Origin of the sequence: Aureitalea sp. L0-47 (assembly GCF_026126405.1) — a bacterium.
GTDB lineage: Bacteria > Bacteroidota > Bacteroidia > Flavobacteriales > Flavobacteriaceae > Pukyongia.
The window spans coordinates 43,759-69,268 of sequence record NZ_JAFMTQ010000003.1; the positions used below are offsets into that span (position 1 = coordinate 43,759).

Here is a 25,510-nt window from a genome sequence, read left to right on the forward strand (position 1 = left end):
CGAAAACCACCGAAAATTTGACCGTTATTTTCTTATTTTGTAGAAAACAAATTAACATGATTGATAACAAGCACCTCATAGACCGATTCTTTAGTTATATAACCGTGGACACAGAGAGTGATCCGGAAAGCAAAACCACGCCAAGCACAAAGAAACAGTGGGATCTGGCGAACGCGTTGGTAGAAGAATTAAAGCGTATCGGGATGGAAGATATTACCATAGATGAGCATGCCTACATCATGGCTACATTGCCATCGAACGTTGATCACGACGTCCCAGTGATCGGTTTTGTATCTCACTTCGATACTTCTCCCGATTTCACCGGTGCGAATGTGAACCCACAGATCGTTGAGAACTATGACGGAGAGGACATTGTCCTCAATAAAGAGCAGAACATTGTACTTAGCCCTTCTGAATTTGAAGACCTTTTGATGTATAAAGGTCAGACGCTTATTACTACTGATGGTACAACCTTACTAGGCGCCGATGACAAAGCCGGGATTGCCGAGATCATTTCGGCCATGGAATACCTCATCGCCCACCCGGAGATCAAACACGGAAAAGTTCGTGTTGGCTTTACTCCCGATGAAGAGATCGGACGTGGAGCACACAAGTTCGATGTTGAAAAATTTGGTGCCGATTGGGCCTATACGGTAGATGGCAGCCAGGTAGGTGAGCTAGAGTATGAAAACTTCAATGCTGCAGGTGCTGTGATCACCATTCAGGGGAAGATCGTACACCCGGGATATGCCAAGGACAAAATGGTGAACAGTATGTACATCGCCACCGAATTCATCAATTCATTACCGAGAGAAGAAACCCCTGAACGAACAGAGGGCCGTGAAGGCTTTTTCCACTTACAGTCGGTAGAAGGTTCGGTGGATTCAACAAAAATACAGTACATAATAAGGGATCACGACAGGGAGCTTTTTGAAGAGCGAAAGAAGACTGTGCTGAAGGTGGCTTCAGAATTGAATTCGAAATACGGGAATGAAAGGATCAAGGTAGAGATCAACGACCAATATTTCAACATGCGTGAGAAGATAGAGCCTGTGATGCAAATCGTGGATATTGCGGAAGAAGCTATGAAACAGGCAGGCATCACTCCTATCATCAAACCTATCAGGGGTGGCACGGACGGTTCTCAGCTGAGCTTTATGGGCCTACCCTGTCCGAACATATTCGCTGGCGGACACAACTTCCACGGACGTTATGAATATGTCCCGTTGGAAAGTATGCAGAAGTCGATAGAAGTGATCGTAAATATTATTAAAGAGACAGCTAAGCAATAAAAAAAAGCCTTCAGGATTTCTGAAGGCTTTTTTATTAGTCTTATCTGTTTATTACTTCTTTGCCGGCGGATTATTAAGCTTATTGCTTAACTCCATGGAAATAGCCGAACGTTCAAACTTCATTTTGCCAGCTCCGCTTTCGATAACACAGGTCCCATCTTCATTCAGATCAAGGATCTTACCATGCAGGCCACTTTTGGTGATAACCTTATCACCACGCTTGAGTTCGGCAGCAAATTTCTTTTCTTGTTTCTGACGCTTCATCTGAGGGCGTATCATAAAGAAGTACACCACCACAAACATCAGTACAAGTAATATCAAACTTTGCTGTTCCATACAAGAAGATTATTTCCTACTAAAAATTACTAGTTGGTCTGGATAACTTTGCTCGCTGCCTGTGTAGCACCTTCCGGAGCATTTACAAATGCTTTGATCTTAAGTTGCTCAGTACCTTTTTCAGTGTTCGCAGTAATGGTAACGGTCTTGCTAACCTGGTTTTTACCACTTCCGTTGAACTTAACCAAAAGTTCTCCTGAATCACCTGGAGCTATAGGCTCTTTGGTGTACTGAGGTACAGTACATCCGCAGCTACTCTTAGCATCAACGATAACTAGAGGTGCTGTACCAGTGTTCGAGAATTTGAAGACGTGCTCAACGTTAGTTCCCTGGTCGATAGTTCCGAAATCGAATTCAGTTTCTTCAAAAGCCATTACAGGGAATTCCGAAGATTTTGCATCACGGTCAGCTGCTGCTGCCACATTCTCTTCATTTACTTTGTCTGCAGCGTTTTCCTTACAAGAAGTAAAAACGAAAGCTGACATAACCGCTATAATCAAAAATGATTTTTTCATAGGATAATTGTTTTTAGATTTTAGAGAGGCTAAAAATAGCCATTTTTTTTGTTTTTATCTAAGTCCACGCCCGATTTTATTCAATTTACCGCTCTCGGTAAAATCTTTCACCATCTTATCCAAAATGCCATTAATGAACAAGCTGCTCTTGGGCGTTGAGTATTCTTTAGCTATTTCCAGGTATTCGTTAATACTGGCACGGACGGGAATGGATGGGAAGTAGAGAAATTCGGCAATACCCATTTTCAGAATGATCATATCAAGATCGGCTATCCTTTCCTTATCCCAATTTGGTGTTTTTCCATCAATCTCGGCTGTTAAATCCTCGTCATTAACAAGTACTTTCCGAAGCAAATCCCTGGCAAAATCACGATCCTCCTCATTCTTATAAAGGTCCGGGATCAATTTGGAAGCAATGTTGTCTTTATTTACTTTCGAAAGTACCTTCACCAACACCGTATTCACGATTGGATAATCGTCCAGCCATGTTAGTCGTTTGTCCTCCAGATATTCGTATAGTTTTTCATTCGGGGCGATCACTTTCTTATAGAGCTGAACGACAAAATCCCTGTCGTCCTTGAAAGAAGGCTTCTCTATGGCGAGGTACTCCGCGTAGAAGTCGGTTTTCACCATTTCATTAAAAAGGATGGCGATGTATTCGTCGTCGTCTTTCCAGTAGTTTAATTTTTTATTCTGAATGAGTTGGCGTAAACCATCGTGGGACGTTATTTGATGCAGAAGTTGGTTATCGATAAAATTCCTGCTTGGGTTCTTCTCCTTTTCGGTAGCCAGATGTTTTTTTTGAGATTTCAGCAGGTACCCCTCCGCGTGCTCCCGAAGGCTAACCATTGACTGTAGTAATAACACGTAGAGTTCGTGCATTTGGTTGATACTGTAAAATAGGAACTTCTCCTGTTTCTCTGTATCCTGGTGATCTCCCTGGTTGAATGCGTAAAGCGACTGGAGCACCTTAACCCGAATATGTCTTCTAGTGAGCATATGTAAATAAGAACATAAAATAACAACGCACAAGATACTTCCTGTGCGTTGCAAATATACTACTTTAAGGTTGCCAAAAAGTTAATTCTCTTTCTTTCTTGCATCAATTCGAGCTTGCGCCACGTCGAAAGCTGCCTGATGGGCTGTTATATCGTTGGTTTCTGCATTCTGAAGAATTTCAAGCGTTGTGTTGAAAATATTCTCAGTTTTCCGGATGATCTCATGTCTTCCGTAGTTCTCCAGTTCCGCATATACATTAATGATACCTCCGGCATTAATTAAGAAATCCGGTGCATAAACAATCCCGCGATCTCTTAAAAGCAGTCCGTGCTTATGCTCGTCTGCTAATTGATTATTAGCGCCTCCCGCAATAACTTTGGCCTTAAATTGATGAATAGTCCTGTCATTGATGGTAGCTCCAAGCGCACATGGTGCATAGATATCCATTTCTTCCGAATAGAGATCGTTACCAGTGTAAATGCTTGCATTGTACTTTTTACTTACGTAGTCAAGCCTCTCCTGGTTGATGTCTGAAATAAAGATCTTCGCTCCTTCGTTAGACAAGTTTTCAACAAGTGCCTCTCCTACGTTTCCTATTCCTTCAACGTAGACTGTTCGGTCTTCCAGTATCTCACTTCCAAAAGCGTATTTCGCTGCTGCTTTCATTCCCATAAAAACACCATAGGCAGTTATGGGAGAAGGATTCCCTGCACCACCCTTTTCTTCTGAAATACCTGTAACGTAAGGAGTTACTTCTCGCACCAGGTCCATGTCTTTCGTCTCCATTCCTACATCTTCCGCGGTGATATACCTGCCACTGAGCGAGTGCACAAACTCACCGAATCGCTTCATCAACTCAGGAGTTTTCTGAGTCTTAGCATCTCCAATGATCACCGCTTTTCCTCCTCCGAGGTTAAGACCGGTAATGGCCGCTTTGAAAGTCATTCCTCTCGACAAACGAAGTACATCGTTTAGGGCATCCCATTCGGTTTCGTAGTTCCACATTCTCGTTCCACCTAAGGCAGGTCCCAAAGTGGTATTGTGTATTCCTATTATTGCTCTTAATCCTGTATCTTTGTCGTTGCAAAAAACCAGTTGTTCGTGGTTGTCGAAAGACAGTTGTCCGAAAACAGGATCAACTTTTGACAAGTCGCTCGTAGAAATCAAATCAGTCACCATATATCATAAAAATTTAGATATCCTCAAAAAGGACATGCAAAAATATAGGTTTATTAAATATTCTGCAATTAAGAGGGTGTTAAAACAAGAATTTGTTAATAACTATAAACTTGCTTAATGAAGGAGTTACGATATCTGAATAAATACTTTATTAAGTACAAGTGGCGACTGTTACTCGGACTCCTAATAACAGTTGTTGCCCGGATATTCGCACTTATTGTCCCTATGAAGGTAGGAGACATTGTAAATCACGTTGAAAGCCGACTCAACGGGAGTATTTCGGAAGGTGAATTCGAATCCTTATTACTGAATAGCATCTTAATGATAGTAGGTGCTACGCTACTATCAGCGCTTTTTACCTTTATCATGCGACAGACCATCATTGTGGTTTCCCGATATGTTGAATACGATCTGAAAAACGAAGTATTTGAACATTATGAGAAATTGTCCTTGGGGTTCTACAAACAAAACCGCACTGGCGACCTCATGAACCGAATTAGCGAAGATGTTTCTAAAGTTCGTATGTACCTGGGTCCGGCATTGATGTACAGCACAACTACAGTTACTTTATTCGTGGTAGTCCTTAGCTATATGATCTACCAGGCACCAACACTCACCTTGTATGCTGTAGCTCCCCTACCGGTTTTATCCGTCCTTATCTACAAGCTCAGTGCTGCTATTCACAAAAGAAGTACCATCGTCCAGGAATATCTTTCGAAGTTAACCACATTCACCCAGGAGAGTTTTAGCGGTATATCGGTGATAAAGGCCTACGGTCTCGAACCGCGCACAAACACTGAGTTCGTGGACCTTTCAGAAGGAAGTAAACAAAAAAACATCGATCTCGCAAAAGTACAGGCACTATTCTTTCCGCTGATGATGTTGCTTATTGGTCTGAGTAATATACTTGTTATTTACATTGGGGGACAGCAATACGTGAACAATCAAATCGAACTGGGAACCGTTGTGGAATTTCTTATTTACGTGAATCTACTCACCTGGCCAGTAGCTATCGTAGGATGGGTTACGTCCATTGTGCAGCAAGCGGAGGCTTCACAAAAACGGATCAATGATTTCCTGCAGGTGGAACCGGCCATTCAGAATTTAAACCCCGCACCTTCCAACATCGAAGGAAAGATTGCTTTCCGGAACTTATCGTACACCTATCCCGACACCAATATAACAGCGCTCAAAGATGTTTCCTTTGCCATAAATCCGGGGGAGACACTGGCCATAGTTGGAAATACTGGTTCAGGTAAATCAACCATACTAGAGTTGATCGGTCGTTTGTACGACGTTGAAAAAGGTGATCTGCTTATCGACAATATTCCTGTTAAAGATCTGAATCTTCACAGTTTACGCTCGAGTATAGGATATGTTCCTCAGGATGCGTTCCTGTTCAGTGATACACTTTCGAATAATATTAAATTCGGAAAGGAGGACGCTACCCAGGACGAGATTATCCAGGCGGCAAAAAATGCGGCAGTCCATGAAAACATCATTGGATTTACCCAAGGATACGAAACAATACTCGGGGAACGTGGTATTAGCCTTAGTGGGGGTCAGAAACAGCGGGTCTCCATTGCCCGGGCCATTATAAAAGATCCCCAAATACTTCTGTTTGACGATTGCTTATCGGCGGTCGATACGGAAACTGAGGAAGAGATTCTTCAAAATCTGAACCGCATATCTTCACAAAAAACTACCATAATTGTAAGTCACAGGGTTTCTTCAGCAAAAAATGCAGATAAGATCCTGGTGCTTGAAGAGGGTAAGATCATCCAGCAAGGTACTCACAATGAGCTGATAAACCAAGAAGGTTACTACAAGGATCTGTATACCAAGCAGCTTTTAGAAAAAGAAATCTAGGCTAAAGTTGGCATATTTGGTTTTTTTTTAGATTTTTGGCTAACACAATTAAAAAACCAACCATGAGTGAGCAGTATATGATGGAGAAAGAAGAAATTTATTCGAAAGTGATGCGTGCAGGAAGAAGAACGTATTTTTTCGATGTTCGTTCTACCAAAGCCGGCGATTATTACCTTACCATTACAGAGAGCAAGAAATTCACTAACGACGACGGCTCTTTCCACTACAAAAAACACAAGATCTACCTATACAAGGAAGATTTTCACGAGTTCAAGGACAATGTGGAAGAGATGATCCAGTACATTATTGATGAAAAAGGCGAAGAGGTGATCAGTGAAAGACATCAAAAGGATTACAAGAAGGAAAATAATGAAGAGAATAATTCAGTTGAAGAGCCAAAGGACGAAACTGCAACTTCTAATTTCACGGATATAGAATTTGACGACATATAAAGCTTAAATTCCTCTTAAAAATACAATGACCGCCTCCCCTTTTGAGGCGGTTTTTTTTATATTTAGCACTTTCGCATTACAGCCTGTTGCTTCTAATACACCACTAAACCAACTATGAGAAAATTACTCCTTCTACTCGTTTTACTTCTGAATTATTCCGGATTTGCCCAAAACTTTGACGTAGACCTCAACTATTATCTTCCCAAAGATGTAACCTACGACAAAAGTATACCTACTCCGAAATCCGTAATTGGACACGAAGTAGGAGAATGGCACATTACACACGACAAACTGGTACAATATGCCTATGCCCTGGCAGATGCCAGCGACCGAATTACTATAGAAGATCGGGGTAAAACATTTGAAGGTCGGGCTTTGTTACTAATGACGATCACTTCCCCTGCTAACCACAGGAATTTGGAATCGATTCGCACACAACACCTTTCATTGGTTGAAAGTGGGTCCGGCTCCCTGAATACTTCGAACATGCCGGTTGTTGTATATCAAGGCTTTTCCATTCACGGTAACGAACCAAGTGGCTCGAACGCAGGTTTGGCCGTGGCGTATTACCTGGCAGCGGCCCAGGGCCCGAAGATAGACCAGTTACTAAATAACACCGTCATATTATTCGATCCTTCTTTTAATCCGGATGGATTACAGCGATTTGCCCATTGGGCGAATACGCATAAAGCACAAAATATCAATCCCGATCCCAACGACCGCGAATACCGAGAAGCATGGCCGGGAGGTCGTACCAACCATTACTGGTTCGATATTAACCGGGATTGGCTTCCCGTACAACTACCAGAAAGCAGGGCTCGACTTAAAACGTTTCACAACTGGTATCCGAATATTCTAACGGATCACCACGAAATGGGAACGAATTCCAGCTTCTTTTTCCAGCCGGGAATTCCGTCAAGAACACATCCGCTCACTCCAAAAAAGAACCAGGAACTTACTGGTATGATCGCGAAATTCCATGCCAAAGCGTTGGATCAACTTGGAAGTTTTTACTTTTCCGAAGAGAATTTTGACGATTTCTACTACGGAAAAGGATCTACCTTCCCGGATATTAACGGTGGCGTTGGAATCCTCTTTGAACAAGCATCTTCCAGGGGTCATGCCCAGGAAAGTGTGAATGGAGTCCTAACTTTTCCGTTTACCATCAGAAACCAGTTCACTGCGGCCTTATCTACCCTGGAGGCAGCTGTAAGCCTCCGGACGGATCTGCTCGATTACCAACGAGAATTTTACAATAACGCCAGGAAGGAAGCAGCATCCGGCGGAGCCATTGTATTTGGCGACGAAAAAGATGCGGCCAAAGCCTTTCACCTTGCAGAAATCCTGGACCGACATAAGATCGAAATTCATGAATTGAAGGATGAATTCACCAGTGATGGAAAAAAATATAAAAAGGGTCATAGCTATGTGGTTCCAATGAATCAGAGGCAACACAGATTGATCAAGGCAATGTTCGAGAAGCGAACGAAATTCCAGGACAGTTTGTTCTATGATATCAGTGCGTGGAGTTTTCCGCTGGCATTTAACCTGGACTATATTGAAAACGCCTCAATGAGTCGGGCAGGAGCAAAGATTACGAATCTAAAAATGCGCACTCCCGACACTCCCAATGTCTCTACCTATGCCTACCTTATGGAATGGCATGAGTATTATAGTCCGAAGGCCCTAAATATGATATTTGCTGAAGGCTTACGGGCAAAAGTCGCCATGAAACAGTTTTCTCTGGAAGGGAAGGACTACGATTACGGAACTATCCTCATACCTATTCAGAACCAGGACATGAATATGGCCGACCTAACAAAATTCCTGGCGAAAGTGAGCCGGGAAACCAAAGTTCCCATTCACGGGGTTAGAACGGGGCTTGCAGAGGGAATTGACCTGGGAAGTAGTAATTTCAGGGCTGTTGAGCAACCGAAAGTAGCAGTGCTGGTTGGTGATGGTGTGAGTCCGTACGATGCAGGCGAGATCTGGCATTTGTTCGATACCCGCTACGACATGCAACTTACCAAGCTGGATACGCGAAGTTTCGGGAGAACCGACTTAAGCCGTTATACCGATATAATCATTCCGGCTGGTTGGGGCAGTGCCCTGGACAAAGGGGATGCCGAAAAACTAAAAACCTGGGTGCAGAATGGAGGATCACTTATTGCATTCAGGAGTTCCGGGAGGTTCCTGGAGCGCAACGAACTCATGAAGTTGAAATTCAAATCAAGGAAAGACAGCGCTACCAATGTTACTTTTGAGCAACGAAGAGACTACAGCGGTGCTAAGGTAATTGGTGGAGCGATCTTCGAAGCTAAACTGGATCGGTCCCATCCTATCGCTTTCGGGTATAAGAACGATAAGATCGCCATGTTCAGAAACACTACCCTAATGATAGAGCCTGATGCCAATAGCTATAACAATCCTATTCAGTATACCACAAACCCTTTATTGAGCGGCTATGTTTCGAAACCTAACCTGAAGGATCTTGCCAATACAGTTCCTTTCAAGGTATCGAACATGGGCCGAGGTGAAGTGATCTATTTCACAGATAACACCAACTTCAGAGCCTTCTGGTATGGAACGAATAAGCTTCTAATGAATGCAGTCTTCTTCGGAGATAAGATGTAGCTGATTCGAAGTCCTTTTCGTTGTATTTCTTCGGAAATTGGTCTTCTACTCAATTCCGAAATCCTATCTTTGCCGCTTTTTCAAGCGAATAAGATGATTCAGAAAACAATCAAGAATTTCACCCAGAATCCTAAGAATGATATCCTTTCAGGCCTAACCGTTGCCCTGGCTTTGGTTCCGGAAGCGGTAGCTTTTGCCTTTGTTGCGGGGATAGATCCATTGGTTGGACTCTACGGAGCGTTCATGATGGGTATCGTCACCGCCCTGTTCGGCGGTCGTCCCGGCATGATCTCAGGTGCCACCGGAGCTATGGCGGTAGTAATGGTTCATTTAATTCAGAAAGGAAATGATGCAGGTATGGCCCTGGATACACCTATTGAAAACCTGGGTCTACAGTGGTTGTTTATTACGTTGCTATTTGTTGGTGGAATTCAAATTATTGCAGGGTTTTTGCGTCTGGGAAAATTCGTCCGGCTCATCCCCCACTCGGTGATGATGGGCTTTGTGAATGGTCTTGCGATCGTGATCTTCTTATCGCAATTGGGTATGTTCAAGGAAACTGTAGACGGTGAAAAGACCTGGTTGCAGGGATATGATCTCCTAATGATGCTTGGGCTTGTACTACTTACAATGGGAATCATGTTCGGACTACCGAAACTAACAAAAAAGATTCCGGGAGCATTAACCGCTATTATCGTTGTTGCGGCCATTGTAATCTATGGTAAGATCGATGTGAGCACCGTGGGATCATTTATCCGTGAAGGTGGCGGAGAAGGATTGCAGGGATCGATGCCAACATTCCAGGATCAAATCTTCGGTTTGATATACACGCTAAAAGGACATTGGGATCTGATATTTTCCACAGCTTTTATCCTGGCGGCAATTGGCTTGATAGAATCACTTATGACCCTTAGCCTGATCGATGAAATGACCGAAACACGAGGTAGCGGAAATCGAGAATGTGTGGCCCAGGGAAGTGCAAATATCCTCAATGGCCTTTTCGGAGGAATGGGAGGATGTGCCATGATTGGTCAATCCATCATCAATATAAATTCCGGCGGGCGTGGCCGACTTTCAGGTGCAACCGCTGCAATCGCACTTCTATGTTTTGTTTTGTTCGGAGCACCCTTAATAGAGCAGATACCTATTGCAGCTTTGGTAGGTGTTATGTTCATGGTTGTTATTGGGACATTCGCCTGGAGTAGTTTCAGGATACTGCACAAGATCCCAAAAAGTGATGCATTTGTTCTCATTGCAGTTTCAGCAATTACAGTTTGGCAGGACCTAGCCGTTGCCGTGATCGCTGGAGTTATTATGAGTGCGTTGACATTTGCCTGGAAGAATGCTACCATGATCCGGGCTCGCAAAAGGATCAAGGAAGACGGAACCAAGGTCTATGAGATCTGGGGACCATTATTCTTCGGTTCCACTACCAACTTTATGACCAAATTCGATGTGAAGGAAGACCCTCAAAATATCGAGATCGATTTTATCGAATCGAAAGTGAGCGACCATTCCGGGGTTGAAGCTATGCGTGCAATTGTGGACAAATACCAGACCACTGGGAAAAAAGTAACACTTACGCATCTTAGTCCCGATTGTAAAGTCTTATTGCTTAAAAGCAATATTGGGTTTGAAGAAGTTATCCAGGATTCAATTGACGATCCGCGCTACTATGTGGTTACCGATTTGATGGATAGTGAAGTTTAGGTAAGCATATTCTGTGAGTTGGAACAGGAATCTGACCTTCTCTAAGATATTCGGAGGCCGTTTTCAACCCTAAGCCCGGGTTCCAGTAAGGTAACGTCCATTTCATTTACAGCACCCAACACCAGGCATTCACTCATAAATGGCCCAATTTGTTTCTTCGGAAAGTTAACAACAGCGATCAGCTGTTTACCCATTAATTCCTCTTTGGAATACAAGGCTGTGATTTGTGCAGATGATTTAAGGATACCCAGTTCCCGACCAAAATCGATCTTGAGCTTATACGAAGGATTTCGCGCTTCGGGGAAGTCGGCAACTTCTATGATCGTACCCACACGCATATCTACTTTTTGAAAATCGGTCCAGGTTAAATCCATCTCGGAGAATTTTTACCTAAGATAAACGAAATTGAGTTTAGATCACTAAAATCCCAATTTCTGAAGATTACTTTCAAAAGGCAATAGTTGCGGGATATTGGCTTGATTGACGGGAAAGTACTTTATATTCATCTCTTTACCATCTCTTAAGACAGTAAATTCTGCTTCCTTTCGATGGTCTCTCATATAACTCAATTTAACCACCTTATCACCTTCACGAATTCCGGCGTCAAAAGCCTGTGAACCTTCATCAACAGCAGCAACGAATTTTCGGTCATCATCAAAAGAAAAGCCAAGATCGAAGACTTCAGATGAGGCGTTGTATTCCAGTCCGAATTCAGAATAAATACTTTCCAGGTCAAATGGTTTACCTTCGACAATATGTGTTTCGAAAAAGGGAGTAATATCATTAGATAGGAATTCGTTGGTTGTCTCCAGAAAATAATCATGGTCCAGTTTGATTCCTTTGCTCACTGCATCCTCTTTGATCCGAAGCATCAGATCGTCCAGACTTTTTTCGCCATTGGATTCCTGGCGAATCTTCATGTCGAGAATGAAGGCAAAAACAGACCCTCTGAAATAGGGTAGTTTGCTATAGTCATAGCTCGACCAGAAATTCTCATAATTGATCTCACTGTTAGGAGCAGCCAAAACAGGTGATGAGACTAGGTTCTTGACATTTTCGTTCAACTTTTCAACGAAATAAGCCTCGTCCAGCTCATAGATCCCGTTAGCCGCTATATTCCTAAAGGTATAATACTCGGTAAATCCTTCACTAAACCAGTATTGCTCCTCTTCATTTGCGTTTTCTATCACTTTCCCCGTCCAATTGTGCTGCAGTTCATGGTTGAACAGGTACACCAATCCTTCTATTTCAACGAATTCATTGTTCGAAACGGTGGTGGAAAAAGAATTTGTTAGGCCCGTACCGTGGAAACTATAGCCTTGCTCCTGTATCGTTGGGATCATGCTAACCAGGTAATATTCCTGTGAATGATCTTCCCAGAAATCTCGCTGGGCTTTTAACGTACTTTCCAGGACGTTCACTATATCATTATCATTGAACGCTTCCCATTCACCACGTGTTGCGAACACAACCTTATTACCTTCAATTGTCTTTTCATAAATCCTGAAATCGCCTCCAACAAATACAGCACTGTGGAATTCAGCTTCGGAAATTGGTCCTATTTGCTGTGCTATACCCCCTCCAAAACTATTTTGCAGTGCATAGGATTCAGGGAATTCCTGCCATTCGATCACAACATTGAATGAATCGCCAGTTTGATCGATCACACTCTTAGGGAGCATAAAGAAATTGTGCGAATATATGTGAAAGTAATCTTCGTTGATAATAGGCCGTATGGCTTTTTCGGTATTCAACTTACCTTCCGTATCCTGAAGCAATGTATAGCTAATTGTTATTTTTTCTGAAGAGGCCTCATGCTTTATTACGTAGTGATCTTTTTCTTTTTTCTGAATGATCTCGTTGGCTCCCTCCTCTATCCGAAGGTTATGCACCAGATTATGCAGATTCTCCTGCCCCCATCCCTGATCCTGGAATAAAAGTACAGTCGCTGTGCTGTCTGAAGGGACAAAACTCAGTGTTACTTCGAGAGCAGGTTTCTCGTTGATTTCTGAAGGTTTAATTACAAAGTTTAAGGTATCTGTCGTTGTAGAATTGCAACTCAAGAATAAGGCAGTAATAGCAAGAAGTACTAGTATTTTTTTCATTTGGCCGAATGGTTTGTACATAAAGACGATACTCATACTAAGATGTTTCAGGGGTGATTATGATATTAGCTCAGGAGTGGTATAAGTTGTAACTTTAGCGGTCGCAAAGCAACTAATACTTTCAAAAAAGAACTATGGCGCTTACTCCCTCAAATATGTTACCCCTGGGCACCAAGGCCCCGGATTTTGTTTTAATTGACACAATTACCAACAAACCCGTGTCTCTTCAGAAAGTAAGAGGAGAAAAAGGAACGGTCGTTATGTTCATCTGTAATCATTGCCCTTATGTGAAACATGTGAATGAAGAGATCGTTCGAGTATGCAACGACTACAGGGTTACTGGCTTCGGTTTTGTGGCCATAAACAGCAACGATGTGGAGAACTACCCCGAAGATGCGCCAGATAAAATGTGGGAAACTGCCCGCAAACACAGCTATCCATTCCCTTATCTTTTCGACGAAGACCAGGAAGTTGCCAAGGCCTATGATGCCGCCTGCACTCCCGACTTCTACTTATTCGACCAGGACTTGAAACTCATCTATCGTGGTCAGTTGGATAACTCACGTCCGGGAAACAGCATCCCTGTAAATGGCCGGGATCTTCGTGAAGCCCTGGACAATGTTCTCAATAATAGCCCGCAGCGAGAAGACCAGAAGCCAAGTATGGGCTGCAATATAAAATGGAAGTAGACCGGGGTTTAGTCCAGGCCCTTCTTAATGTGCGAATAGTGATGCATGCTATGCCAGGCGTACATCATGGCCAGTTGCTTCAAATTCATTTCTATATCCATTTCCGGGTGCCGTAAGGTTCGGTTCCATTGATCTTCTGAAAGCATACGGAGCAGGTTCACCAATTTGTGATGTATCGCTTCGATATGTGAGAAGGACCAGGCTATCGGCCAGGTTTTATAGTCTTCGAGTTCGGCAAATGCGTCCTGGCTGTATACTTTTATCAAGGGATTATCCTCTGTCAAAGCCCATCTAAAGCGATTATAGCTGTGGTGGTGGCTATCTGAAATGTGATGCACCAATTGCCGAATGGTCCAGCTCCCCTCCCGATATGGCTTGTCTAACTGCTCATCAGTAAGGTTATAGGTAAGCATTTTGAGTTTTTCCGGAAATACTTCCAGTATAGTTATCGCCTCATTGAGGTCTCCTTCTGAAATAGTTGCCGGAGGATCAAACTTTCCAATTGGGAATTTACTGTGGTCTTGGCTCATGGTTCTTTGTTATGTTGATTCGTTGATTTGTTTATTCGGACACCGGACACCGGACACCGGACACCGGACACCGGACACCGGACACCGGACACCGGACACCGGACACCGGACACCGGACACCGGACACCGGACACCCAAAATAAAAAAACGCCCTCATTCCTGAAGGCGCTTTCAAATTTATTTCTGAACAGTTTATGAACTATTTCACGTCCATAAGCTCCACGTCGAATACCAGGGTCGCGTTTGGAGGAATAACTCCTCCGGCACCTCGGCTTCCATAGGCAAGATGTGAGGGTATCACAAAACGGGCCTTATCACCCACTTTCAGTAGCTGGATACCTTCGTCCCAACCGGCGATTACTTGCCCCGTGCCAACAGGAAACTCAATCGGATTACCTCGTTTGTATGAGTTGTCGAATTCCTGTCCTTCCGGAAGCATTCCCTTGTAATGAACCGCAACGGTTTGTCCGGCATTGGGTTTGGTACCATTTCCTTCCTGTATGATCTGGTAACGAAGTCCGCTCTCGGTTTGCTCAAAGCCTTCGGAAATTGACGTAAGCAAATCTTCCTGCGCTCTTTTCGCTGCTGCTTCTCTCTCTGCTTTAGCACCGTTGAACTGACGGAAGGCTTCCACCGCATTCCAGTTCTTTGCTTCTTCCCCCACACGTTCGATCTCCACCTTTTGCAGGGTATCACCCTGGGCAACGCTATCCACCACGTCCTGTCCTTCTACTACATGTCCGAAAACCGTATGTTTATTGTCCAACCAGGGTGTTTCCACATGCGTGATAAAAAACTGACTCCCATTGGTGCCCGGTCCGGCATTTGCCATAGAAAGCACACCAGGTCCTGTGTGTTTTAAATCCGGGTGGAACTCGTCGTCGAAGTTATACCCGGGCCCACCGCCTCCAGTACCCTGTGGGTCTCCTGTCTGAACCATAAAATCCGGGATGACACGATGGAATTTTAGCCCGTCGTAATACGGCGTTCCCTGTGGTTTAGCACCGTTTTCCAGGTCGCCTTCTGCCAGTGCCACAAAGTTTCCAACCGTTCCCGGTGTTTTATCGTATGTGAGTTTGATCTTGATACTACCTTTTTCGGTAGTGATGTTTGCGTAGATTCCGTCTTGCATTTTTTGTAATTTTTTGGAAGTGCAAAGGTACTCAATCTATGTAGAAAAAGTAAGTAAAGACCTTTAAGGTTTTATGGTTGTTAGTACTAAAAACTAATTCGCCACTTCACTGATAAACTTAATTCGGTACAACCGAAGTTCCTCATCATCGTAATCTCCATCAAATTCGTCCATGGCCGCATCGATCTTATCGGTTTCGGCTTCCAGGAAATAATCGTGTAGTTCTTCCTGCTGATCTTCGTCCAGGATCTCTTCTATCCAATAGTCGATATTCAGTTTGGTACCACTGTAGACGATGACTTCCATTTCTTTGATGAAATCACGCATTTCAAGGCCTTTTGCGGCGGCAATATCAGGCAGGGATAGCTTCCTATCTACGTTTTGGATGATATACAGTTTGAGTGCACTGTTGGTCCCTGTTGACTTTACCACAAAATCATCGGGCCGGTCGATTTCGTTTTCTTCAACGTAGTTGCGAATCAATTCAACAAAGGTGGTTCCATACTTCTTGGCCTTTCCCTCACCAACACCATGAACATTGGATAGTTCTTCCAGGGTGATGGGGTATTTTAGGGCCATATCTTCCAGCGAAGGATCCTGGAATATCACAAATGGAGGTAATTTAAGATTATCTGCAACACGTTTTCGTTCCGACTTAAGCAATCTGAACAAATTGTCATCGGCTACTGCACCACCTCCTTTTTGCGCCACGATCACAGAATCATCGTTTGCTTCTTTGAAAGAGTGGTCCTCCGTCATCATAAACTCAACCGGATTCTGAAGGAATTCCCTGCCAGTATCGGTGAGTTTGATAACCCCATAGGTTTCAATATCCTTCCGAAGATAACCTGCCACCAGTAACTGCCTGAGGAGTGCCATCCAGTATTCGCCAGTTTTGTCCTCTCCCACTCCGAAAAACTCCTGTCCGTCCGTTCTGTGAGACTTGATCATGGCGTTTACTTTACCGATCAGGACATTTACAATCTCTTTAGACTTGTACTTCTCGTTGGTTTTATTTACCACATCAAGAATTGTCTTAGCCTGTTCGGTCGCTTTATGTTTTTTCTTCGGAAAGCGCATGTTGTCGTCCATGTCTCCTCCTTCTCCCGTCTCATTGTCGAACTCTTCCCCGAAGTAGTGAAGAATGAACTTTCTTCTCGAAATGGAAGTTTCTGCAAAGGCAACCACTTCTTGTAGCAATGCTAAGCCGATCTCTTGTTCAGCAACCGGTTTTCCGCTCATGAACTTTTCGAGTTTTTCTATATCCTTGTAGCTGTAGAAGGCCAGGCAATGACCTTCTCCCCCATCTCGTCCGGCACGTCCGGTCTCCTGGTAGTAACTTTCTATACTCTTCGGAATATCATTGTGTACCACAAAGCGCACATCTGGTTTGTCTATACCCATTCCGAAGGCAATGGTTGCCACGACAACATCGGCATCTTCCATAAGAAACATGTCCTGGTGTTTTACCCGGGTCTTTGCGTCCAGTCCTGCATGATACGGAACTGCTTTTACTCCATTCACCTGAAGGGTCTGGGCCAATTGCTCCACGCGTTTCCGGCTCAAGCAATAGATTATTCCGCTTTTACCCTCGTTCTTCTTTACGAAGCGGGTGATATCGGCGTCTACATTTTTTGTTTTCGGACGAATCTCGTAGTAGAGATTAGGCCGATTAAAGGAAGCTTTGAAAGTGTTCGCATCCTGTATCCCGAGGTTTTTCAGGATATCTTCCTGGACCTTAGGGGTAGCCGTAGCGGTGAGTCCGATGATTGGGATATCGTCACCTATTCGTTTAATGATACTTCTAAGATTTCGGTATTCCGGCCTGAAATCGTGTCCCCATTCGCTAATGCAATGGGCTTCATCGATTGCTACGAAGGAGATCTTTACGGAATTCAGGAAGGCAACATTCTCTGCTTTTGTGAGGGATTCGGGAGCAACATAAAGGAGTTTAGTGACACCATCGGTGATATCACTTTTCACCTTTTTAATCTCAGTTTTTGTAAGCGAAGAGTTTAGGACATGTGCGATACCTTCTTCATGTGAATGAGCACGCAGAGCATCGACCTGGTTCTTCATCAATGCAATAAGGGGAGATACTACTATGGCAGTACCTTCTTTTATCAGGGCTGGGAGTTGATAGCAGAGTGATTTCCCTCCACCTGTCGGCATGATGACGAAAGTATTGTGATTTCCGAGGATGCTTTTAATTACCTCCTGCTGTAGCCCTTTAAATGTGGTGAAACCAAAAAACTTCTCTAATGCCGCGTATATATCTATATCAGCCACGCTGCTTTACCATTTAATTCTTTTATAATTAAAAGGTTTCAGGGATTATAATTGTTAATAGTCTTGAACAATTGTAATTTTGCAACCTTTACAGAATTAGTGAATCTATTAACTAGGTTTGTGTAAGGACGGTACGCTATAGAAACAAAAGCGTTCGTTTTTTAAATATACTAAAAAGTTAAACAGATACAAACATATAAAAGCGTAAAGTTTTGAATCAGGAATCCAGGATTATTTCAGTAGCCAGAGAAACTATTCAAACCGAGAGCAAAGCCATTATGCATTTAGCCGAACTGGTGGATGCAGAGTTTGCACAGGCGGTTAATTACCTGTACGAGTCGGATGGCCGTGTAATCATCGCCGGAATTGGTAAAAGCGCCAACATAGCCACTAAGATCGTTGCCACACTTAATAGTACTGGTACGCCCGCTATCTTTATGCACGCGGCAGATGCGATCCACGGCGATCTGGGGACCATTCAGCAGAATGATACGGTGATCTGCATCTCAAAAAGCGGAAACACACCGGAAATCAAAGTCTTAGTGCCACTTATCAAGGCCAGAGGTAACAAATTAATTGCTATTACCGCCAATAAGGATTCGTTCCTTGGGCAACAAGCTGATTTCGTATTGAACGCTTATGTGGAAAAAGAGGCCTGTCCCAATAACCTCGCGCCAACAACAAGTACCACCGCTCAACTGGTTATAGGTGATGCCCTGGCCATGTGTCTGCTGGAACTAAGGGGCTTTTCCAGCAATGATTTCGCCAAGTTCCACCCTGGAGGTTCCCTGGGTAAAAAGCTTTACCTTCGTGTGAGTGACCTTACCTCCCTGAACGAAAAACCCAAGGTAGAACCGGATACGGACGTTCGAAGAGTGATCGTCGAGATCTCCGAAAAAATGCTGGGAGTGACCGCTGTGGTTGAAGATGAAAGAATTGTGGGTATCATCACAGATGGTGATTTACGGAGGATGCTAGCCAAAGTGGAGAACTTTCAGGGGCTTACTGCCAAGGATATTATGACGCACAATCCTAAGATGATCAATAACGACGCTATGGCAGTAGAAGCCATGGAGCTTATGGACAAACACGGCATCACCCAGATTCTGGCCGAAAAGGATGGAAAATATCGTGGTGTGGTACATATTCATAACCTTACTAAAGAAGGAATTATTTAATGACGGGGTCCAGCAACACATCCCAGGGAAGTGAAATGTCCTTTCTGAATCATCTTGAAGAATTAAGGTGGCATCTTATTCGAGCTACAATAGCCGTGGTTGTTATGGGTACTGTTGCTTTTATTCTGAAGGACTTCATTTTCGACACCCTAATTTTCGGGCCAACTAAAAAAGATACGTTCCCAACCTACAAACTGCTTTGTAAGGGTGCCCAATTCCTGGGGTTTGAAGGTACCTTTTGCGACACACAATTCCCTTTCCGAATTCAGAGTAGGACACCGGCGGGACAATTCTCCGCCCACATCTGGACCTCGATAACGGCTGGGTTCATCGTTGCCTTTCCATACATACTTTACGAGTTCTGGCGATTTGTTAGCCCGGGATTATACCGGAACGAAAGACGTTCGGCGCGTGGATTCATCATAGTTGCTTCGCTGCTGTTCTTTACAGGCGTGCTGTTTGGATATTACGTTGTGACTCCGTTATCGATCAATTTCCTTGGCACCTACCAGGTATCGGAAGCGGTGTTCAACGATTTCGACCTTAGTAGTTATATAGGATTGGTTCGGGCCTGTGCGCTTGCCAGCGGACTTATTTTCGAATTACCCATTATCATCTATTTCCTAACCAGTATTGGGTTGGTTACACCTCAGTTCCTTCGGAAATATCGAAAATTTGCACTGGTGATCGTATTGATAATCTCCGCAATTATCACACCTCCCGATATTGCTAGCCAGGTGATAGTGGCCATTCCTGTGATCGTATTATACGAAGTAAGTATCTTCATTTCCAAGGCGGTAATTCGCCGACAAAACAAAAAAGCTAAAGCACATGTCAAATAACATGGTGGAAGAATTCAACAGCTATCGTTCGAAAATGAACGAAAAGCTACTGGAAGACAACAACAAGATCGTTAAACGGATCTTCAATCTAGATACCAATGCTTTCACAGACGGGGCCCTTCCGAAGAAAACAAAGGAACTACTAGGATTAGGAAACTCAATGGTGTTACGCTGTGACGACTGTGTACGCTACCACCTGGAAGCCTGTTATAAGCTAGGTATACCGAAAGAGGAAGTGGTAGAAGCCATGAGTATCTCCCTGCTGATTGGTGGTACTATTGTAATCCCACATTTACGCAGGGCATACGAATACTGGGAAGCCTTAGAGAAATCATAAAATGTTTTAGAACTGAGTGTAATCCTTTAAATTAGCAGAATAGGTCTATTGTGTTCGTTGTTTATTGTTCGTTGTTTGTTTTTGAAACTAGATTACCGAACTACGAGCTATTAACTCTGAACCATAAACTACTAACAACAAACACACATGAAACTTCGCGCTGAAAACCTGGTTAAATCGTATAAAGGCCGAAAAGTGGTCAAAGGGATCACCGTGGAGGTAAACCAGGGTGAGATCGTGGGTCTGCTTGGACCTAATGGTGCGGGAAAAACCACATCCTTCTACATGATCGTGGGCCTTATTAAACCCAATGGCGGGCAGATCTTCCTTGAAGGGACCAATATCACCAAGTTCCCAATGTACCGCCGCGCTCAGAACGGGATCGGCTACCTTGCGCAGGAGGCTTCGGTGTTTAGAAAGCTTAGTATTGAAGACAATATCTTAAGCGTTTTGCAACTTACCAAATTATCTAAGAAAGAGCAGCAGATGAAGATGGAGTCCTTGATAGAGGAATTCGGATTGGGACATATCCGAAAGAATCGCGGGGACCTGCTGAGTGGTGGTGAACGAAGGCGGACGGAGATCGCAAGAGCGCTGGCTACCGACCCTCATTTTATTCTTCTCGATGAGCCTTTTGCCGGAGTTGACCCGGTAGCTGTTGAGGATATTCAGGGTATCGTTGCGCGCTTGAAAAACAAAAACATCGGAATCCTCATTACCGATCACAACGTTCAGGAGACTTTGGCCATCACAGACCGAACTTATCTTATGTTCGAGGGAAGTATACTTAAACACGGAATTCCGGAGGAACTAGCCGCGGATGAGATGGTAAGGAAAGTATACCTGGGACAGAATTTCGAGCTACGGAAAAAGAAACTATCCTTTTAATTCTTTCTGAAAAGAGATAAAAGGAAGTAAAGCACTATAATTACGGGAATCGCCAGGAATTTCAGAAAAACCAAGGCAACAGCGCTCAAAACCAGGAAGAGGTAACGAATACCATTGCTTTTCAGATCCCAGGTCTTGAATTTCAGGGCGAAGAGTCGTACTTCCGCATTCATAATTATACAACTGAAAACGGTCATTCCCAGTAGAAACCATTGATGCATGATGATACTTTCCAACTGTTCGGAATGCTGAAAATGAAGGATAAGTGGCAAACTCAATATCATAATGGCATTTGCAGGAGTGGGTAGCCCGATAAAACTATCGGATTGCCTTGTATCTACATTGAATTTCGCCAGACGGTAAGCGGCAGCTACTGCAATGAGCAGTCCAACAAGTGGCATCAGGCTGTTCTTCCCAATAGACCAGGCCGTAATATCGGTAGATTCGAGAAATGACTGAATTCCCATATCGTTGATGGATTCCGACAATAGTTGCACCATCACTATCGCGGGCGCCACACCACTGGTGATCACGTCGGCAAGAGAATCCAGCTGCAATCCGACCTTACTGTGAGCTTTTAACCATCGTGAAGCAAGGCCATCGAAGAAGTCGAAAAAGATACCCGTGAACACAAAAAACGACGCAGTAACCAGATCTCCCGAAATTGCGAAAAGTATGGCCACACAACCACAAAGGATATTGAGGGAAGTGATGATGTTGGGAATCTGCTTAACCATAGAATTTTCGGAATGTTGTAAAAATAGGAAACTATTTGCGTCTAAACCCAAATATGCACAATATGTCCCGAAAATAATAGTTTATTATTCTGTAAAATAATAAGATATTTGCTGAAAATATTTCGCTTGAAAAAGAACCTATTTGCTGTACTTCTGCTGCTTTGCGCAACGATCACGGCACAAACCACCCGAAAGTATTCCAACGAGTTTATGAACATCGGGGTGGATGCAGCGGCTTTTGGTATGGCCAATGCGGTGGTGGCTTCTTCAGGTGATGTGAATTCAGGCTATTGGAATCCTGCTGGCCTGGTGAATATTGAAGACAATGAACTCGCCCTGATGCATGCCTCCTATTTCGCTAATATTGCGAGTTACGATTATGCCGGGTTTGCTATGCCCATTGACGATCGTTCGGCCGTAGCGCTGTCCGTTATTCGTTTTGGAGTAGATGATATCCTCAACACAACCCAACTTATAGACGATCAGGGAAATATCGATTACAATCGTATCAGCTTGTTTTCAACTGCAGATTACGGGGTCACCTTCTCCTACGCGAGGAAACTTCCATTGGACGGTCTGAACTTTGGCGTGAATGCCAAGGTAATCCGCCGCGTGATCGGGGATTTTGCCTCTTCATGGGGATTTGGCCTGGACGCGGGAATTCAGTTTCAGAAAAACAATTGGGAATTCGGGTTGATGGCACGCGATATCACAACCACTTTCAATGCCTGGTCCATCGATGAAGAGCAATTCGCCACCATTCAGAACGCGGTTGCCGGTCAGAACCAGGAACTCCCTGAAACTACAGAGATCACCATTCCGAAGCTGCAATTGGGAATAGCACGGAAGATCGTTTTTCACTATGATTTTGTGTTACAAACTGAGGTAGACCTAAATTTCCGCTTTGCTGAAACCAATGACATCATTTCGACATCTTTCGCCAGTATTACACCAGCTGTCGGATTGGAATTCGGGTATATCGACATGATCTTCGTGCGAGCCGGAGCGGGGAACTTTCAGAATGTAATACAACTGGATGGAAACGATTCGGTGAATTTTCAACCGAACATAGGCGTAGGGTTTAAATACAAAGGCATACAGGTAGATTACGCTTTGACGGATATAGGTGATCAAAGTGCTGCGTTGTATTCTAATGTATTTTCACTTAAATTAGACTGGAGCATTTTTAGATAAAGCTTGTGAAAAAACACTACTTCCTCCTACTCTTATTACTTCTGAATTTTACGGCCTCAGCCCAGAATGACCGCTTATCGGAAAATGCCGAGATCAGCATACTCACCATAGGTCCCGGGGACAATCTGTACGATAGATTCGGGCATAGTGCTTTTCGTGTTTATGACCCTGAAAATGATATCGACTGGGCCTACAACTACGGGGTTTACGATTTCAATACCCCTAATTTTTACACCAAATTCGCCAGGGGAAAATTGCTCTACAAGCTGGCAGTGAGTTATTACGAGCCTTTTCTGAACAGCTATATTAAACAGGACCGATGGGTGAAGGAACAAGTGTTAGACCTTACCTATTCTGAAAAAAAGGCAGTATTCGATTTCCTTCAGAATAATGCCAAACCGGAAAATCAATACTATCTCTACGACTTCTTTTACGACAACTGCGCGACCAAAATTCGTGACGTCCTGGTAGAAGCGCTTAAGGATAAAATTACGTACGACAATCAACTAGTCGTTAGAAAGCACACCTTTCGTGAACTCATACAGGAGAACGTGCATTACAATACCTGGGGAAGCCTGGGGATGGATGTGGCCATAGGCGCTGTTGTTGACCAGGAGGCCAATTCCTGGGAATATCAGTTCTTACCGAAATACGTTTTCGAGGCAGCCTCAACTGCGACGATCAAGACGCCATCCGGTACCAAAGACCTGGTAAAAGAGACAAGAACTATCTATGACACCGAGGAGCGCAGCGATGCAGGGATCTTTTTCCTGAGTCCGTTGTTCATTTTCGGGATTATAGGCTTACTCCTGGTTTTTGTAACTTATAAAAACTACAAAAACCAGGAGCGAAGCCGTTACCTCGATATGGGCATATTCCTTATTACCGGCCTTGTTGGGGTTTTCATTTTGTTGCTTTGGTTTGCCACAGATCACAGTTCCACGGCTAACAACTACAATATGTTATGGGCGTTTCCACTATCACTGTTCTTCGCGCCATTGATAGCCAAAAGGTCCCCAAATAAATGGTTGGGCAGATATATTAAGCTGTTATACATTTTGTTGGTCCTGCTCGCCATTCATTGGATAACCGGCACCCAGGGTTATGCCATAGGATTCATACCACTGCTTATCGCTCTATTTGTTCGATACATCTACCTGGACGGGTTTTTTAAAAAATTGACGTAGGCTATTGTCCCCTGAAGAAGATTATTGTACTCAGCGTCTTAATTACAATACTGATGTCAAGAAAGAGACTACGGCGTTTGATATAGTACAGATCGTATTGCAATTTTTCTAATGAGTCCTCCTGGGTCATTCCATATTTCGCATTCACCTGGGCCCAGCCAGTCACTCCCGGTTTCACAATATGACGCACCTCGTAGAAAGGTATTTTTTCTGAAAGATCTTTTACAAAAACAGGGCGCTCCGGCCTTGGTCCGATAACACTCATGTCTCCTTTGATCACGTTGATGAACTGCGGAATCTCATCAAAACGAGAACGTCGAAGAAAACGTCCGAATTTCGTCACTCGCGTATCTTTTGCGGCCGCGTACACAGCTCCATCCTTTTCAGCATTCACAATCATTGATCGGAGTTTATAAATTTTGAAATGCTTACCGTTCTTCCCTACCCTCATTTGGGTGTAGAACAAAGGCCCTCTGTTAGCCAGTAGATTCCCAAGTATGATGATAGGTGAAATCAGTAATCCAAAGAGCAAACCGACCACCGAAAACAGTAGATCCAATATACGGTGGAAGAAAAGATAGAGTTTGTTTTGGTTGCTTCTGCTAAAAGGGAAGTAGCGATAAAAATCCTTATCCACATGTTGTACCGGCACCCTATGTGTAATATCTTCATACACCTGGGTATAGGCTCGTATTGGTACACCAGTCTCCAATAATTGGATCAACTGACTGTAAAGCGATACGGTCATTCCCTCATTTGCTCGCGTAGCTACTACGATTTCAGAAATGAATTGTTCACGAACAGTTTCCGCAACATCGTCCAGGTGGAACTCCTGAGGCAGGTCAAATGCAAACTCTGGTTGCTTATCGTGGGTAGTGTTGATAAAGCCGATTACCTTGTAATTAGGATCCGATTTCTGAAGGGAACGGATCACTTTTTCCATTTCATCGGCATTTCCAATGAGTAAAACCCTCTTGAAGAATCTCGGTGCAGAGATCAAAACGATATATGCGTATCTCCAGACAAATAATGCCAGATTCATCGCGATAAAGAAATAGATGATCTGTAGTCGATTTTCCGGTAATTCCGGTGTAAAGAATGGTGTTAAGAGGTAAAAGAGAACTGTCACCGATACGGTTAAGATGATGTTCTGAACAACGATTTCGAATTTACTAGCCTTCTGAAGATTGTACAATTCGAAAATGGTAGCAAATACACTAAGATATAGGGCGAGAACTATCGACCATACCCAGTGATCCGCGTTTATCTTGAAGTAATCAAAATCGAAAACAATTCCTACCGCATAGAGAACCGCCAATACAGCAACGATATCGAATATCCGCAGTAATACCTTACGTTCGGAGATCTCAAAATGGATATTCGATTTTTGAGGCATAGGTTAGCTGTTCGGTTGGT

The 25,510-nt window shown here is 43.6% G+C and carries 23 protein-coding genes; 12 read left to right on the plus strand and 11 right to left on the minus strand.

Annotation, left to right across the window (positions count from 1 at the left end):
- Positions 1-56 precede the first annotated feature (56 nt).
- Positions 57-1,292: a peptidase T gene (pepT, locus tag J1N09_RS04780; RefSeq protein ID WP_265198532.1), complete on the plus strand. Its 1,236-nt coding sequence runs from the start codon at positions 57-59 to the stop codon at positions 1,290-1,292.
- A 51-nt stretch (positions 1,293-1,343) separates the two neighbouring features.
- Here the strand turns inward: pepT and yajC are convergent, their stop codons facing one another.
- The 4 genes from yajC to J1N09_RS04800 form a co-directional block, all read right to left on the minus strand.
- Positions 1,344-1,628 (minus strand): preprotein translocase subunit YajC, encoded by a 285-nt coding sequence (gene yajC, locus J1N09_RS04785; RefSeq protein WP_265198533.1) that lies wholly within the window; start codon positions 1,626-1,628, stop codon positions 1,344-1,346.
- 29 nt (positions 1,629-1,657) lie between these two features.
- The gene (locus J1N09_RS04790) at positions 1,658-2,143 is read right to left on the minus strand and encodes a DUF1573 domain-containing protein (protein ID WP_265198534.1); all 486 of its coding nucleotides are present in this window, start codon (positions 2,141-2,143) and stop codon (positions 1,658-1,660) included.
- Positions 2,144-2,197: 54 nt separating this feature from the next.
- A complete protein-coding gene (gene nusB, locus J1N09_RS04795) occupies positions 2,198-3,142 on the minus strand; it encodes a transcription antitermination factor NusB (RefSeq protein ID WP_265198535.1) in 945 nt (314 codons plus the stop codon).
- An 81-nt stretch (positions 3,143-3,223) separates the two neighbouring features.
- On the minus strand, positions 3,224-4,321 hold the full coding sequence (locus J1N09_RS04800; RefSeq protein WP_265198537.1) for a Glu/Leu/Phe/Val family dehydrogenase: 1,098 nt from the start codon (positions 4,319-4,321) through the stop codon (positions 3,224-3,226).
- 117 nt (positions 4,322-4,438) lie between these two features.
- Between J1N09_RS04800 and J1N09_RS04805 the strand changes: the two genes are divergently transcribed.
- From J1N09_RS04805 to J1N09_RS04820, 4 genes are all read left to right on the plus strand, one after another.
- Positions 4,439-6,190 (plus strand): ABC transporter ATP-binding protein, encoded by a 1,752-nt coding sequence (locus J1N09_RS04805; protein ID WP_265198539.1) that lies wholly within the window; start codon positions 4,439-4,441, stop codon positions 6,188-6,190.
- A 62-nt stretch (positions 6,191-6,252) separates the two neighbouring features.
- A complete protein-coding gene (locus J1N09_RS04810) occupies positions 6,253-6,642 on the plus strand; it encodes a PUR family DNA/RNA-binding protein (protein WP_265198541.1) in 390 nt (129 codons plus the stop codon).
- A gap of 114 nt (positions 6,643-6,756) precedes the next feature.
- On the plus strand, positions 6,757-9,276 hold the full coding sequence (locus J1N09_RS04815) for a M14 family metallopeptidase (RefSeq protein ID WP_265198542.1): 2,520 nt from the start codon (positions 6,757-6,759) through the stop codon (positions 9,274-9,276).
- Positions 9,277-9,369: 93 nt separating this feature from the next.
- Entirely contained in the window at positions 9,370-10,986 is a 1,617-nt protein-coding gene (locus tag J1N09_RS04820; protein WP_265198544.1) for a SulP family inorganic anion transporter, read from the plus strand.
- 41 nt (positions 10,987-11,027) lie between these two features.
- Here the strand turns inward: J1N09_RS04820 and J1N09_RS04825 are convergent, their stop codons facing one another.
- Both J1N09_RS04825 and J1N09_RS04830 read right to left on the minus strand, forming a co-directional pair.
- On the minus strand, positions 11,028-11,360 hold the full coding sequence (locus J1N09_RS04825; protein WP_265198547.1) for a tRNA-binding protein: 333 nt from the start codon (positions 11,358-11,360) through the stop codon (positions 11,028-11,030).
- 45 nt (positions 11,361-11,405) lie between these two features.
- Complete coding sequence (locus J1N09_RS04830) at positions 11,406-13,091, minus strand: hypothetical protein (protein WP_265198549.1); 1,686 nt, start codon at positions 13,089-13,091, stop codon at positions 11,406-11,408.
- Positions 13,092-13,225: 134 nt separating this feature from the next.
- Between J1N09_RS04830 and J1N09_RS04835 the strand changes: the two genes are divergently transcribed.
- The gene (locus tag J1N09_RS04835) at positions 13,226-13,780 is read left to right on the plus strand and encodes a thioredoxin family protein (protein WP_265198551.1); all 555 of its coding nucleotides are present in this window, start codon (positions 13,226-13,228) and stop codon (positions 13,778-13,780) included.
- A gap of 8 nt (positions 13,781-13,788) precedes the next feature.
- On the opposite strand, the gene J1N09_RS04840 is transcribed toward J1N09_RS04835, so the two are convergent.
- The 3 genes from J1N09_RS04840 to recQ all read right to left on the minus strand — a co-directional run bounded on the left by J1N09_RS04840 (position 13,789) and on the right by recQ (position 17,731).
- Positions 13,789-14,310, minus strand: a complete 522-nt coding sequence (locus J1N09_RS04840; RefSeq protein WP_265198552.1) for a YfiT family bacillithiol transferase — start codon at positions 14,308-14,310, stop codon at positions 13,789-13,791.
- Positions 14,311-14,509: 199 nt separating this feature from the next.
- Positions 14,510-15,442, minus strand: a complete 933-nt coding sequence (locus J1N09_RS04845) for a peptidylprolyl isomerase (RefSeq protein ID WP_265198554.1) — start codon at positions 15,440-15,442, stop codon at positions 14,510-14,512.
- Positions 15,443-15,535: 93 nt separating this feature from the next.
- On the minus strand, positions 15,536-17,731 hold the full coding sequence (gene recQ, locus J1N09_RS04850) for a DNA helicase RecQ (protein WP_265198556.1): 2,196 nt from the start codon (positions 17,729-17,731) through the stop codon (positions 15,536-15,538).
- A gap of 212 nt (positions 17,732-17,943) precedes the next feature.
- Between recQ and J1N09_RS04855 the strand changes: the two genes are divergently transcribed.
- From J1N09_RS04855 to lptB, 4 genes are all read left to right on the plus strand, one after another.
- Positions 17,944-18,909: a KpsF/GutQ family sugar-phosphate isomerase gene (locus J1N09_RS04855; protein WP_265198558.1), complete on the plus strand. Its 966-nt coding sequence runs from the start codon at positions 17,944-17,946 to the stop codon at positions 18,907-18,909.
- Entirely contained in the window at positions 18,909-19,751 is an 843-nt protein-coding gene (gene tatC / locus J1N09_RS04860; protein ID WP_265198561.1) for a twin-arginine translocase subunit TatC, read from the plus strand. Before J1N09_RS04855 ends, tatC begins: the two co-directional genes overlap by 1 nt.
- Entirely contained in the window at positions 19,741-20,088 is a 348-nt protein-coding gene (locus tag J1N09_RS04865; protein ID WP_265198563.1) for a carboxymuconolactone decarboxylase family protein, read from the plus strand. The genes tatC and J1N09_RS04865 overlap by 11 nt, the downstream gene beginning before the upstream one ends.
- A gap of 147 nt (positions 20,089-20,235) precedes the next feature.
- Positions 20,236-20,976 (plus strand): LPS export ABC transporter ATP-binding protein, encoded by a 741-nt coding sequence (lptB, locus tag J1N09_RS04870; RefSeq protein WP_265198565.1) that lies wholly within the window; start codon positions 20,236-20,238, stop codon positions 20,974-20,976.
- Here the strand turns inward: lptB and J1N09_RS04875 are convergent.
- Positions 20,973-21,713 carry a CDP-alcohol phosphatidyltransferase family protein gene (locus J1N09_RS04875; protein ID WP_265198567.1) on the minus strand — a complete coding sequence of 247 codons (741 nt, stop codon included), beginning with the start codon at positions 21,711-21,713 and terminating at the stop codon, positions 20,973-20,975. The genes lptB and J1N09_RS04875 overlap by 4 nt on opposite strands.
- A gap of 126 nt (positions 21,714-21,839) precedes the next feature.
- Between J1N09_RS04875 and J1N09_RS04880 the strand changes: the two genes are divergently transcribed.
- Entirely contained in the window at positions 21,840-22,907 is a 1,068-nt protein-coding gene (locus J1N09_RS04880; protein WP_265198569.1) for a PorV/PorQ family protein, read from the plus strand.
- Positions 22,908-22,912: 5 nt separating this feature from the next.
- The gene (locus tag J1N09_RS04885; protein ID WP_265198570.1) at positions 22,913-24,094 is read left to right on the plus strand and encodes a DUF4105 domain-containing protein; all 1,182 of its coding nucleotides are present in this window, start codon (positions 22,913-22,915) and stop codon (positions 24,092-24,094) included.
- Position 24,095: 1 nt separating this feature from the next.
- Here the strand turns inward: J1N09_RS04885 and J1N09_RS04890 are convergent, their stop codons facing one another.
- Complete coding sequence (locus J1N09_RS04890; protein WP_265198571.1) at positions 24,096-25,490, minus strand: sugar transferase; 1,395 nt, start codon at positions 25,488-25,490, stop codon at positions 24,096-24,098.
- Positions 25,491-25,510: the final 20 nt, after the last annotated feature.